Below are 11,854 nucleotides of genomic sequence, written 5' to 3'. Positions count from 1 at the left end.
CAAATGTTATACTTGTTGTACTTATTTAAGTGAAATTCAATCAGAACTGACTGTAACAACTTTTAAAATATTGAATATTTGAAATTAATTTGAGATGAAAGCGTAACCTTAGTTCTGTTGTAATGAACAATAATAAACGAATGGGAGATATCAATGTACAAAAAAGAAGATCTAATTCATGACTTTGAAAACTTTAATTGCTATGTAACTTCGTTAAAGATAATGGAGGAAACTCTTTTCTTTAAGCCAATTGCTGAAGGGAAATGGTCTACTGCTGAGATTATCAGTCATATATCATTTTGGGATAAATACATACGTGAAGAAACGTTGCCGCAAATGAAAATAAATGCTGTCATCGAAAGTATTGATTTTGACACACTGAACAATCAAGCAGCAAATTACGCATTATCTGGAGTATCTCAGCAGCATTTACTTCATAAACAGCTAGAAGAAAGAACGCTGCTTGTATCTGAATTAAGGAAAAAGAATGAGGAAGAATTTTTTGCTACATTTTCATTGAATGGGGAAGAAGTGGATCAGTATTCAGGCTACCCACATTCCATTTTTAATTATATAGCGACGTTTATATGGCATGATAATCATCATAAGCAGCAAATTGATGGGTTTTTGAAAGAAAAAGGGGCGGCATTGAAAGTGCGTAATAACAGCAATATAGAAAGGTGATCGTCATCATCATTCTTCCATGGTGACTAGCGTAAAATAACACGACAATCTTGTGTTAAAGATACTTATTACATATTGCAGGCCTCAATTAGCGGGTGCTTTAGTCGAACAATCGTAAGCCGAAGTGGGGATAACTGGATTTTTGACTATAGGGGGGAAGAAATGTTTAAAGTAAATATTGATTCAGAGAATCATCTTTCTATATTAGAACCGAGGCACGCAAAGGAATTGTATCAAGTAATAGATAACAGTCGTGAAAGTATAGGGAAATGGCTTTCTTTTCCTAAGAAAACAATAAAAGTTGATGATTCAGTAACATTCATAGAAAAATCTTTAAAAAGACTATCCGATAATAATGGATATTGGGCAGGTATTTGGCATAATGGCAGTATTACTGGTTCCATAGGATTCTTATATATTGATTGGAGTGCCAAAAAAACTGAAATTGGTTACTGGCTGGGAGATAGATTCACAGGTAAAGGTCTGGCAACAAAGGCAGTAAAACAATTTATTAACCACGCATTTAATGATTTAGATTTGAGAAAAGTTGAAATTAACATTGCAAGCAAAAACTTAAAGAGTAGGGCAATACCGGAAAGACTTGGCTTTAAACAGGAAGGCATTATTCGTAATTATGAATACTTAAATGGTGAATATCAGGATAGAGTTATTTATGGTTTATTAAAAGAAGAATGGAATCTAACGGATACTTAACTCAGTTCTTATTAACCATATAAACTTACATGGGAAATAGCCATTCGCTCCAATGGTGATGGTGCATTCTTAGATTTGGTCGACACGACTTCAAGAGCGAGGGTGAGTGGGCAAGTGCGAACTTTTCTCATGAAGCCAATATTTCTTTTTAAATTAACGGATGCAAAAGGTGGAGAAGGCTTAATAGAGCTATTATGTGAATTTGGGGTGATGTGATGGGACAATATTATATTGCAGTAACATATGATGTTTGCGAACATAATAATCTATATGAATACATGAATGAATATCATTTAGACTTATCTATTGATATGGATAAGCAAATAAGGGAATTTGCAAAAATGGATGTTGCTCCCATCGTAAAGGTCTATGAATCAGATGCAAGTGACCCTGGAGAGTTCATATTGTACAAAGAATATAAATTTAAAAAATATGAATGTGGTTGTAATCAATAGCTTTAGTTCAACTAATTGGCGCTTTTCTTTAACAAGAAAGTGCACTCCTGTAGCGATGATAACCCAGTTTTCTTAAATATATAATCTAATGAAAAATATTGGAAGAGTATGGTGAGTGAATTTCCTTCTTGAGTTAACGATATGAAATGCCTAAGAGTATGTACAGTATTCAAATGCGACAGGGGATTTTTTATGAAAAAAACACTAGTATCAATCGCGGTTTTATTTACCACAGCATTATTGCTTATGGGGTGTAGTGATGATAATCAAGGTGAAAACAGTAATAAAACAGACAGTTCACCTGGGAACCTCTCTGCTGCTCAATCAGAAAAAGATAATGATATAAAAGAAAATAAGCAAACAGATAAAAAAGAAGACGATTCAGAGTCGGAGGAATCTGATACGGATGATTCTGGCAAATCTCCTTCACAAGAAGATAGCGAAAATACAAATGGCCAATCCGAAAGCGAAGAGAGTGAAGGGCTATCTGAGTATTCGACTGAAGAAATCGAATACGCTCGTGTTTGGTTACAAATTGTAGGGAATAAAGATATAGGAGAACTAAATGTCAGACATATTTCGGTCAGTGAACAAGTCAATCCCTATGATGATGACAGCGTCAATTATCCAGAAGACGTTATTGCATTAGATGGTAAAAGTATGGCAGTTGGCGTAGTAACTTATAGCGGTAACGAGGATGGTACGATTAATTTATATAATGTTCCTTCACATTGGCCTAGTTACAAACAGATAGATGAATCTATGGAAGAATATACAGGGGATATCATTGAAAACACAGAGGAGGTTTACATTGATCCGGGTGATGATGAAGAAATTATAAAGTTAATTGAAAAAATAAATGTTCAGAGTTAAGCAATCGGACGCGCTAATGGAATTAGAGAGTGCTCTTTATAACTCGGGCCATTTAATTGAACAATAAAAAACAACCCGCAAATGGGCGTTTTTGCAGAATAACGTTAAAGCAGATTAAAAACAGGTTTAACGAAAGAAGGAGATAATTATATGTTGGGTTATTATAGTAAGCTCTCTTCGGAGGTATATGATATAGACAAGTATGTTGGTCTATCATTTGGAGATGTCGAATTTTATAGCGCCAGATTAGCATCTTGTACAGGTAATATTCTCGAACCCGGAGTAGGTACGGGGCGCATTCTTATTCCGCTATTGGAAAAAGGTCTGAAAGTTGATGGCTTCGATGTTTCCGATGAAATGTTAAAAATATGCCGAAATAATTGTGAAAAAAGAGGGTTGAATCCAAAGCTATTTGAAGGAAAAATGGAATCAGTTTCATTGGAAACGAAATATGAAGCTATCATCGTACCAACTGGAACATTTTTGTTGCTACATAAAAGGGAAGATTCTCTTAATGCTTTAAGAAATTTCTATAATCATCTTTCTGACGGTGGCAAGCTCATCATAGACATCTTTATGCAAACTGACTTGACGGTTGGTGATGTATCGACTAGAACTTGGGAAGTCCAGAATGATAGGATGATCACACTGGAAAGTAAGATAGTTGAAGTCGATTATGTCAGTCAATATACAATATCTCATAACCGGTACGAAAAATGGAATAATGGCGAATTAACACAGACAGAACTAGAACGATTTCCACTTCGTTGGTATGGAATTGAAGAGTTTAAAATGATCCTCGAACAGATTGGTTTCGAAGATATAATTATCTCATCAGACTACAAGCACGGAAAGTATCCTACAAATTCAACCCAGACAATAACATTTGAAGCTGTTGCGAATAAATAAATCATCCGAAAATGGGCGCATTAATGGAATAAAGTTCTGCGCTCGTTTTACGTATAAGGGCCAGGTTGTTTTAAAAGGAGGTTCTTATGAGAAAAATTATCCTCATTGGTTCAGGTGGCTCAGGGAAATCGACATTAGCCAGGCAATTAGGGAATAAGCTTAAATTAAATGTATATCACCTTGATGCATTATTTTGGAAGCCAAATTGGGTTGGAGTCACAAAGGATGAACAGAGAAAAGTTCAATATGAATTAGTAAAAAAAGAAAAGTGGATTATTGATGGAAATTATGGTGGAACGATTGATATAAGGCTTAATGCAGCAGATACAATAATATTCCTTGATGTCAATAAAACAATCTGTGTTTATCGTGCTTTTAAAAGAATGTTGCAATACAGAAATAAAACCAGACCAGATATGGGAGCTGGTTGCGAGGAAAGGTTTGACTTCGGCTTTCTAAAATGGATATGGAATTATCCGAAGACAAAAAGACCGGAAACTTTGAAGAAGCTAGAGCGATTATCTAAAGAAAAACAAATCATTATTTTAAGAACGCCTAAACAAATTCAAAAGTTTTTAGAAGAATTGTAATGAATTTTTACAATTCATTCCTTAAGTGGGTGCTTTTTCTTAATAAGGAAAAATGCACAAATTACATATAGGTCCATTTTATGGAATGAGTTATGTTAAAATTGAATCAACTTAAAAGCGAAAAAAGAGGGTTATAATATGAGCATAACTTTGGAAATTGTGCGTACTGTACTACCTGTTGTAATAGTGGGTGCGATTGCGGTATTTGTAGTTTTAAGAATGAAAAATAAATATAAGAAAGGTACCCTTGGTAAGAAAAAATCAAAAGGTGCTCAAAATTTATTAGATAGTTTAATACCATTCGGAATGATGATTGGTTGTGCTGTTGCTGTACTCCTAAGCATAATTTTCCCGATTCCCCTACTATCTACAATTGTATGGGGACCTGGGATAGGATTATTATTTGGATATTTTGCTTATGAAATTTATAGCAAAAAGGAGAAAGTTATTAGTAAATAGCTATCTTCCAGAAAAGGGTATGAACTGAATAAGTATTTGCCACAATATGGCTTCAAGAATCGGGTCATTTTGCAGAACAAGGTATTACAAAAAAAGGGGTAGTTATTATTGATGCTTTTAGGACCTTTGCTAATGTCACTTATACCGGGGATTGTTATATTATTGGTTACGTGGTGGTTCAAGAAAATGAACTTTTCTTTATTTGTACGAATAATGCCAGGAATATTTACAGTTATCGCTTCAATTATTCTGTTCTATATTGGTTTAGTAAATATTAGGGGATTTGAAGGTTCCGCCTATGGGATTTTGGCTTTCTATTTGATTGTTCTTGCAGTAGTGTCTCTTGTTATAGTAAATAAAAAAACAATTAGTAAGAACTAGCAATTAATTTGTTTCCATCTATTTGTTTTGTTCAAGAATCGGGCGCAGTTGTTGAAGAAGCATTGTGCCAGAATAGGGCCAGATTGCGTAACAGTAAGGGGAAGGAAGATGTATATATGCTGATTCTTTCGGATATTTTAAATGCAATAGCAAGCGTATTGCTCATTTTTAGTTCAGTTTTCTATTTTCGGCATTTACATAAAACTAAAAGACAAAGGAAACTTACACCATTTGAATTGACAATGTACATAGTTGTACAGCTTGCATATGTTCTTTTTGCAATCAGTTTATTGATTGGAGTATTTTTTAGATAGAAATTGTTCAGCAATCGGAGCAGATTGTTTAAGAATAAAAGCTAATTAAAATATTAGAGGGGATTGTAAATGAAGAGCAAAAATGAAAAAACAACAAAGGATACTTATCTAGCGGTTGGAGCTGGTATAGGTTTGGTTTTCGAAATAACAATTGGAACAGCAATTGACTCAAATAAAACTAAAAAAGAATAATATATGCCGTTTACATTCGCTAACGCGCGTATTTATTTTAAAAAATAGGAAAAAAACATAACGAGAAATAACTGGTTGACCATATAATACGATCGGCGCGATTGTTGTATAGATTAAATTAGGAGGTGCTTTTTATACAATAGGTAACTTAAAGCCAAGTAGTCTCAACTTTGGCTTAGTTATTAATGTGATAATATTTTCTTATTTAGTGATCGAGATTTACTCAATTTATAAAGGGGGAAGGACAATTGAAAAGGTTTTCTTTATTTTTTCTAGTTATTTCTGTCAGTTTAGTTCTAACTGCTTGCGGAGGGGATTCACCTGAAAACAACTGGGTTTTAGAAAAGAGCAGGGTCGGGGATTTACCAGAAGTTGAAGATTATGTAGCGGGTCTCCAGAATAACCCTGATACAAGAGGATTTAAAGTATTTACAATATCAGAAGGTAAAAAAATGGTTGTTGTATCAACTGGAAATGCGGATAAATCATTGGAACTAGATGATGTGGTAGTAGATTCAGGAGATACTAAAATTATTATAGATGAGATGGAAAAGAAAAATGAAGAGGATAACCCGTATATAATGATAGGCCTAGGCGCCATAAAGGGTGAGCTTTTTGTACAGAGCGCAGATGAGAACGGTTTTGACGAACTTTAAATAGATTTACTAAAAATAATAGCTTTTTGAAAAATAGAAGGAGTCTTAAAACAAACGAGTGTGATTCCGGAATAAAAATAATTTCCGATGTTGAAACAATCGGGACCATTTAAAGGAATCTGGACATATTGTTTAATAATTATTTTGAGGTGATGTAGTTGTTTGTAAAGGGCCTAAACCATTTTTTGTTTTCTGTTTCTAATTTGGAAAAATCCATAAAGTTTTATCAAGATGTATTTGATGCTAAATTACTAGTTAAAGGAAAAAGCACTGCTTATTTTGATTTGAACGGCATGTGGCTAGCTCTTAATTTGGAGAGAGACATTCCTCGTAATGAAATCAGGCAATCATACACTCATGTTGCTTTTTCAGTTGAAGAAGCTGAATTTGATAGTATATATAACAAATTAGAGAAATTGGGTGTAAATATCTTAACTGGTCGTCCTAGAGATGAAAAGGATAAAAAATCTATTTATTTCACTGATCTTGATGGCCATAAACTCGAATTTCATACTGGTACTTTGCAGGATAGATTAAATTATTATAAGCAAGAAAAACCCCATATGGATTTTTATGTGTAAGAGGAATATTACAGTAACAGGAGCGATAATAGAGCCATCGTTATTGTGTTGAATTTAGCAGTGAGTATTGTAAATAAACCCGGAGTGCAAAAAAATGTTGAGAAATTCGGTAATAGCTGCATGCTAGACCGACCTTTTAAACGTGGTTTCTTGAATCCAGAGGTAGGAAATAGTCTGACTTAGGGGTAGGTGATAAAGGCGTGTTGTTTATTGGAAGGTAAATAATTAAGTAACAGATCTTGCAACAGTAAATCGTAATTATGGACTAAGTATTTACTACATAAAAATTCGGGCGGTTACGCAGGTTTTACGTTTCTAGGCATTATCGAAGAAAAGCTTTATCCAAATACTACGCATCACTTAAAACTTATATGATTATGAGTGTTAAGCTAACGGGCGCTTTAACGGAATAAAGGTTATGGTTCAATCGGTTCAGATTGTTGTGCAGCCATAATAAAATTAGGGGGGAGTGTTTATATGCGAAAGGAGTTTGTTTTAATGTGTTGTTCTATTGCTCTTCTATTCTTGGTTAGTGCTTGCGAAAGCAAAAAAGACAACGCGGTGAAACTTGGAGAGGAATTTATTAAGGAATTATACAATGTTGACGATCCAAATGTGAATGCAAACGAGATGAGCACTGAACAGCTCATTGAGGTTCAAAGTGAATTTTCAACGTATTTCACGGAAAAGGGATTTAATGAACTATCAAGCAAAAGGCTTTTTTTAATACCAACGGAAGTGGCATTTGGACTTAATAACACGATTTTTGTACAGAATATTGCGCTAAAAGAAGACCGTGATCAAGCAAAAGGAAAATCACTTTATTTTGACCATTCTTCCACTTTGATATTTACAGATCAAGACGGAAAAAAGGTAGACGAGGTGGAAATAAAGGGGCAGATGACTATTGTAGATACAGAAGATGGATCAAAAATTGATCGATATTATGATGGAGAGAACCTAATGGATATGTTGGATCCTATAAAGTGAAGTCATTCTATACCACAATAGGGATATTTAACGGAATAAAATCGAGTACATTATGAAAAAAAGTCAGGAGTGATTGTATGAAAAAGTTAAATTGTAATTCCTGTGGTAGAGAGATTAAACCAGGTGAATTTATGGCAGTATTAGCGAAGTCTCCTACAAAGGAATATTTTGGATAATCGTGATTTTCTTATTGCTTACGCATCAAATGGACTTTGCTCCATAATGCTACAAATGGGGGCATTTGCAGAAGAACAAAATTGCTCTAAGATAGTTCAAATCAGCGGATTGGAGTGTAGTGTATGAAAAGAGATATACGTCTATCCGAAAAATTCTTAGTTTTGGGATATATCTTTATACTTCTATTTATGATTGTACAAGATTTGGTTCCTTTGGGTGCATTAAATGATATTGAGGCTATTGCTTCAGTAGAGTCGTTTAACGAAATAATAGTTACAATGCTTATTGGTGCAGTTCAAATATTACTTATATTAGGTGGAGTGCTCTTATTTATAGGTAAAAGATATCCTCTTTTGGTAAGAATTTGGCTACTTGTTCATCCTACGTGCATTTTATTAGGAGCAATCATGTCATGGTGGATCCCATATCTTTTAGGGACTGGTACAGAGGAAAAAGTAGAAAGATTCAATATTATGTTTGGGAATACACATTCTTTTCTACCGATCATGAACGGAATAGTACCGAATACACTCCACACTATGTTTCATTTGGTGCTGCTAATTTGTATCATTTTAACCAGCTATGTTTTTTTAACCAGTCGAGATAAGGATAATAGAATTGTAGAGAATAAGGCCCGTGTTATTCATTAATCGGATCAGATTGCATAAGCGTTATTTTTCCATATTACAGAACAAGGAGTGATTAAAATGCCTCCTTGTAAGAACTGCTATAAAAAATGGAGTTGGAAACAAACTTTTAAAGGTTTTTTACATTAGGTGGAGATATGAAGTGTACATATTGTAATGAAATGCAATATTATTCTTTACGATCAATTAACGGAATAACTTATTAGGGGGCTGAAAAATTTGGGTAGAAGATATTTTCAAGGAAAATTTTTATTTCTTAGAATAGTGACTACGCTTCTCATACTCTTGTTTTTAACGATGCCATATTTTAGTTCGATATCTCATAGTGTAAGCACATTTTTAATACTTATAACGTTAATATTATTTTTCGTGGTAGACTACTTATTTGCTAAAGCAACTCTGAAAGATAAATGATATAAAACATATTTATTGATAAGGATTTTATATTAAAGTGAATGTTTTTTCCTTACGCAAATGGGTGCTTTAATCGAACAATCAAAGGCCGGAATCGGGGCAGCTTGTTTAATAGTGTGTTAAATTTTAATCAGATAAGTATGGATATCAACAGGTTTAAGATCAGTACACCAGTAGGAGGGATAAAATAATATGACGAATGAAAAAGGCAATGTGGGTGAGTTGAAAGGTTTTCTGTTAAATCTTAGCCAGTACTCCAAAAAGAAAAAGGGCTTTGCTAATGAATTGAGAAGATTGATGATAACCATTGGGTTGTTTTTAATTATGCAGCTAATCTTTATTGTTATTGACGGGACATTTTTGGAACCGAACTTAAACAGAATGGGTAATTTTGCAGCTGGCATAGCAGAAAATATGTTTTTTGAGAAATGGTTTGTCTTATATGATAATCTAATTTTTAAACTTATCACAGCAATTGCGATACTTCATATACTTTATGTTTTAATCAAAACTGTAATTATTGGACTTAAAGAAAAGGATACGAAACTAAATTAAGAAATCGGGCGCGATAACCGAATAAATATATGCCATAATATGGCTATTATTGGTTGAAGTTACAAAAGGAAATAGTCCTGTTAATACATGCTGCAGAAACTAAACACGATATAAAGTCAGTTAATTAAAAAGTATAATGTATGTGCACTACATCTATGCAAAGATAGTTAATAAATTTGCAGAATCTAGAAAAATCCAAGAATATTTGGTAATAACTCTTGTCGCACAGACTATAGCTGAGTAAGGAATATCAATAGGATCAAACATAATATACAGGGGAGTTATGTTTATGATGAAAAACCTAAAGGGCGGGCAACATCCTGCAATATTGCTGACAACGATTGGAATATCAAATATCGGAGATTTTATCCACTTAGTAGCTATAAATATCTTGGTTTACCAACTTACTGGTTCTGCCGCAGCAGTTGCGGGGCTTTGGATCATCGGACCATTAACTAATATTGTTACAAAGTTTTGGACCGGAAGTTTCATTGATTATCGAAGTAAAAGAAGCGTAATGGGAGCAACTTTTATCCTGCGGGCATTGTTCATCTGTTTTATTCCATTTGCACATAATATGTTGTTAATCTATGGGATTCTCGTAATTTTAAGTGTTGGTAAAGCCTTTTATAACCCGGCATCTATGACTTATGTTGCCATTCTAATACCGAGGGAAAAAAGAAAACGCTTCAACTCTATTCGATCATTTGTTGATTCCGGGGCTTTTATTATCGGACCGGCCATTGGAGGAATGCTGATCTTATCAACCTCAGTTGAAGCTACCTTATGGATGAATGCCATATCCTTCGTCCTGGCAGCCATATTGTTATTATTCCTTCCCGAAAAAGATAACATTGATAAAGAGACTATCCCGACATTAACCGTTTCACAGGTCATAAATGACTTTACGGTCGTTCAAAAGTTCATGAAGAACAATAAGTATGTGACTTTTATTTACCTAGGTTTTATTATGATTATGATTTTTTCTTTTGCGATGGACGCCCAGGAAGTCGTTTTTATGCAACAAGTGATTGGTCTTTCGGAGTTTGAATACAGTTTAGTGATGAGTATTACGGGCATTGGAGCTGTTACAGGAGCAATTCTTTTGTCGATCTTTTCCAATAAACTATCGCTGCGTTATATGATTGTAATTGGTCTGATTATGTGGACGATTGGATATGTGATATACGCATTTTCTTGGTCGTTTGCATCTATTATTGCTGGGTTTATTATTTTAGGTTTTTTTAATGTCCCACTGAACGCAGGGATCATGACTTTTTATCAAAATAGTATTCCTATAGAAATCATGGGAAGAGTGACGAGTATTTTCCAACTTATTCAAAGTGCTGTTCAAGTTGTGTTTATTCTAGCGATTGGTGTAACGGCAGACCTTATTTCTCTACGGATCACAATTGTTGCATTATCAATTTTCATGTTACTATCAGCGATTATTTTTGCTATTTCAGTGTTAAGGGAAGATAAAAAGTTATTTTATCGTGAAGATGATAACAACGATGAATTTAGTGCAGAAGTAAAATAAAATGGATGCTACTTAAGAGTCGATAATATTGTTAATTAACCTTCCTTTAAGGTTAGGTTGACGCTTGGCATGTAAAGAGATTCAATAGAAATAGATCTTAAACAATTGGGCAAGATTGTTGAAAATTTGAGAGGTGGAATAATGAATGATTTTTATGCAGCATTAAATTATGTAAATAAAATGATTTACGAGCCAAATGACTTAACTGTAAAGTCGGTTAAAGAAGAAAAGCAAAATTCTAAGTATGGTGCTGGTATATTTCGATTATCTTCGAGAACAGTTCGTTTTAGAGTTGCAAATATAACCCCCACCAAAGTAGGGCGGTTTGTTGCATTTTGGGAAAAAGATGAAAATAATAAAAACCAAGCCTTTACATATGAGGAAGCACCTGATTTATTAGTTATAACTACTTTTAAAAATGATAGTGAGTTTGGACAATTTATTTTTCCAAAAGAAATTCTTTTCAAACAGAATATTCTTAGTTCCACTTCAACAAAGGGGAAAATGGCAATAAGAGTTTATTCTAGCTGGGATAAACCGACTAGTAAGCAAGCAATGAAAACTCAAAAATGGCAGTTGCCTTATTTTGTTGATATGAGTGATCCGAGTGAATTACCCATAGACAAAATAATAGAACTGTATTCGCTTTAATCCTATGCAAATGGGCGCTATTCTTGAATAAGAATAAGCGCCAATATGTGCAACGATCGGGCCAGTTTGTTA

The 11,854-nt window shown here is 33.9% G+C and carries 16 protein-coding genes; all 16 read left to right on the top strand.

Annotated features, from left to right (window positions below):
• Positions 1–153: 153 nt before the first annotated feature.
• The 16 genes from JOC34_RS16730 (at position 154) to JOC34_RS16660 (ending at position 11,782) form a co-directional block, all read left to right on the top strand.
• Positions 154–684: a DinB family protein gene (locus JOC34_RS16730; RefSeq protein ID WP_205137922.1), complete on the top strand. Its 531-nt coding sequence runs from the start codon at positions 154–156 to the stop codon at positions 682–684.
• Between the two features lie 162 nt (positions 685–846).
• Positions 847–1,398, top strand: a complete 552-nt coding sequence (locus tag JOC34_RS16725) for a GNAT family N-acetyltransferase (protein ID WP_205137921.1) — start codon at positions 847–849, stop codon at positions 1,396–1,398.
• 215 nt (positions 1,399–1,613) lie between these two features.
• Complete coding sequence (locus JOC34_RS16720) at positions 1,614–1,853, top strand: hypothetical protein (protein WP_205137920.1); 240 nt, start codon at positions 1,614–1,616, stop codon at positions 1,851–1,853.
• 192 nt (positions 1,854–2,045) lie between these two features.
• On the top strand, positions 2,046–2,726 hold the full coding sequence (locus JOC34_RS16715; protein ID WP_239544525.1) for a hypothetical protein: 681 nt from the start codon (positions 2,046–2,048) through the stop codon (positions 2,724–2,726).
• Between the two features lie 150 nt (positions 2,727–2,876).
• Positions 2,877–3,635, top strand: coding sequence for a class I SAM-dependent methyltransferase (locus JOC34_RS16710; RefSeq protein WP_205137918.1), 759 nt, complete (start codon positions 2,877–2,879; stop codon positions 3,633–3,635).
• A gap of 86 nt (positions 3,636–3,721) precedes the next feature.
• The gene (locus tag JOC34_RS16705; protein WP_205137917.1) at positions 3,722–4,225 is read left to right on the top strand and encodes a DNA topology modulation protein; all 504 of its coding nucleotides are present in this window, start codon (positions 3,722–3,724) and stop codon (positions 4,223–4,225) included.
• A 138-nt stretch (positions 4,226–4,363) separates the two neighbouring features.
• On the top strand, positions 4,364–4,684 hold the full coding sequence (locus tag JOC34_RS16700) for a hypothetical protein (protein WP_205137916.1): 321 nt from the start codon (positions 4,364–4,366) through the stop codon (positions 4,682–4,684).
• A 111-nt stretch (positions 4,685–4,795) separates the two neighbouring features.
• Positions 4,796–5,065, top strand: a complete 270-nt coding sequence (locus JOC34_RS16695) for a YesK family protein (protein ID WP_205138010.1) — start codon at positions 4,796–4,798, stop codon at positions 5,063–5,065.
• Positions 5,066–5,448: 383 nt separating this feature from the next.
• Entirely contained in the window at positions 5,449–5,571 is a 123-nt protein-coding gene (locus JOC34_RS22020) for a hypothetical protein (RefSeq protein WP_275577710.1), read from the top strand.
• A 248-nt stretch (positions 5,572–5,819) separates the two neighbouring features.
• Entirely contained in the window at positions 5,820–6,227 is a 408-nt protein-coding gene (locus JOC34_RS16690; protein WP_205137915.1) for a hypothetical protein, read from the top strand.
• Positions 6,228–6,385: 158 nt separating this feature from the next.
• Entirely contained in the window at positions 6,386–6,808 is a 423-nt protein-coding gene (gene fosM / locus JOC34_RS16685; RefSeq protein ID WP_205137914.1) for a FosM family fosfomycin resistance protein, read from the top strand.
• A 477-nt stretch (positions 6,809–7,285) separates the two neighbouring features.
• Positions 7,286–7,798 carry a hypothetical protein gene (locus tag JOC34_RS16680; RefSeq protein ID WP_205137913.1) on the top strand — a complete coding sequence of 171 codons (513 nt, stop codon included), beginning with the start codon at positions 7,286–7,288 and terminating at the stop codon, positions 7,796–7,798.
• 299 nt (positions 7,799–8,097) lie between these two features.
• Positions 8,098–8,625, top strand: coding sequence for a hypothetical protein (locus JOC34_RS16675; RefSeq protein ID WP_205137912.1), 528 nt, complete (start codon positions 8,098–8,100; stop codon positions 8,623–8,625).
• 603 nt (positions 8,626–9,228) lie between these two features.
• The gene (locus JOC34_RS16670) at positions 9,229–9,591 is read left to right on the top strand and encodes a YfzA family protein (RefSeq protein ID WP_205137911.1); all 363 of its coding nucleotides are present in this window, start codon (positions 9,229–9,231) and stop codon (positions 9,589–9,591) included.
• Positions 9,592–9,880: 289 nt separating this feature from the next.
• Positions 9,881–11,131, top strand: a complete 1,251-nt coding sequence (locus tag JOC34_RS16665; RefSeq protein ID WP_205137910.1) for an MFS transporter — start codon at positions 9,881–9,883, stop codon at positions 11,129–11,131.
• Between the two features lie 141 nt (positions 11,132–11,272).
• Entirely contained in the window at positions 11,273–11,782 is a 510-nt protein-coding gene (locus JOC34_RS16660) for a MepB family protein (RefSeq protein ID WP_205137909.1), read from the top strand.
• Positions 11,783–11,854: the final 72 nt, after the last annotated feature.

The sequence above is a fragment of the Virgibacillus halotolerans genome (assembly GCF_016908515.1).
Taxonomy (GTDB): Bacteria; Bacillota; Bacilli; order Bacillales; family Amphibacillaceae; genus Virgibacillus_M; species Virgibacillus_M halotolerans.
Note: the sequence above shows the minus strand (reverse complement) of the source record. Positions and strands in the feature narration are given on the sequence as shown.

What these genes read in the sequence shown, in the direction of transcription:
- JOC34_RS16695 (WP_205138010.1), top strand. Translation starts at nt 4,796, where the DNA reads ATGCTTTTAGGACCTTTGCTAATGTCACTTATACCGGGGATTGTTATA.
- JOC34_RS16665 (WP_205137910.1), top strand. Translation starts at nt 9,881, where the DNA reads ATGATGAAAAACCTAAAGGGCGGGCAACATCCTGCAATATTGCTGACA.
- JOC34_RS16730 (WP_205137922.1), top strand. Translation starts at nt 154, where the DNA reads ATGTACAAAAAAGAAGATCTAATTCATGACTTTGAAAACTTTAATTGC.
- JOC34_RS16670 (WP_205137911.1), top strand. Translation starts at nt 9,229, where the DNA reads ATGACGAATGAAAAAGGCAATGTGGGTGAGTTGAAAGGTTTTCTGTTA.
- JOC34_RS16715 (WP_239544525.1), top strand. Translation starts at nt 2,046, where the DNA reads ATGAAAAAAACACTAGTATCAATCGCGGTTTTATTTACCACAGCATTA.
- JOC34_RS16660 (WP_205137909.1), top strand. Translation starts at nt 11,273, where the DNA reads ATGAATGATTTTTATGCAGCATTAAATTATGTAAATAAAATGATTTAC.
- JOC34_RS16680 (WP_205137913.1), top strand. Translation starts at nt 7,286, where the DNA reads ATGCGAAAGGAGTTTGTTTTAATGTGTTGTTCTATTGCTCTTCTATTC.
- JOC34_RS16725 (WP_205137921.1), top strand. Translation starts at nt 847, where the DNA reads ATGTTTAAAGTAAATATTGATTCAGAGAATCATCTTTCTATATTAGAA.
- JOC34_RS16700 (WP_205137916.1), top strand. Translation starts at nt 4,364, where the DNA reads ATGAGCATAACTTTGGAAATTGTGCGTACTGTACTACCTGTTGTAATA.
- JOC34_RS16710 (WP_205137918.1), top strand. Translation starts at nt 2,877, where the DNA reads ATGTTGGGTTATTATAGTAAGCTCTCTTCGGAGGTATATGATATAGAC.
- JOC34_RS22020 (WP_275577710.1), top strand. Translation starts at nt 5,449, where the DNA reads ATGAAGAGCAAAAATGAAAAAACAACAAAGGATACTTATCTAGCGGTT.
- JOC34_RS16675 (WP_205137912.1), top strand. Translation starts at nt 8,098, where the DNA reads ATGAAAAGAGATATACGTCTATCCGAAAAATTCTTAGTTTTGGGATAT.
- JOC34_RS16720 (WP_205137920.1), top strand. Translation starts at nt 1,614, where the DNA reads ATGGGACAATATTATATTGCAGTAACATATGATGTTTGCGAACATAAT.
- JOC34_RS16705 (WP_205137917.1), top strand. Translation starts at nt 3,722, where the DNA reads ATGAGAAAAATTATCCTCATTGGTTCAGGTGGCTCAGGGAAATCGACA.